Consider the following 407-nt stretch of genomic DNA (forward strand, 5'->3'; position numbering starts at 1 on the left):
CCGATAATCGGTCCGAACTGCTACGGCTTGATCAACTATGCAGACGGCGCTCTTCTGTGGCCGGACCATCATGGCGGCGAAAGGCTGCCCGACGGAGGGCGTGGTGTTGCCATTGTCACACAATCCTCCAGCATCGCGATCAACCTCTCGATGCAGAAACGTGGCTTGCCGATCGCTTTTCTTATGACTGCCGGTAATCAGGCGCAGATCGGTCTTTCCGAAATAGCGCTTGCCATGATCGAGGACGGCCGCGTCACCGCGCTCGGTCTACACATCGAAGGGTTCGATTCTGTATCCGGTTTCGAAAAACTCGCGGCACGGGCAAGGGAACTAAAAAAGCCAATCGTCGCGATCAAGGTCGGTCGTTCCGAACAGGCCAAGCAGGCGACGCTGTCGCATACGGCTTC

At 57.2% G+C, this 407-nt stretch carries 1 pseudogene; it reads left to right on the top strand.

Going from position 1 to position 407, the window contains the following annotated elements:
- Positions 1-407: pseudogene (locus AC0L3S_RS39180) on the top strand (acetate--CoA ligase family protein); the annotation flags it as partial.

The organism is Bradyrhizobium sp. Ken01 (assembly GCF_055807355.1).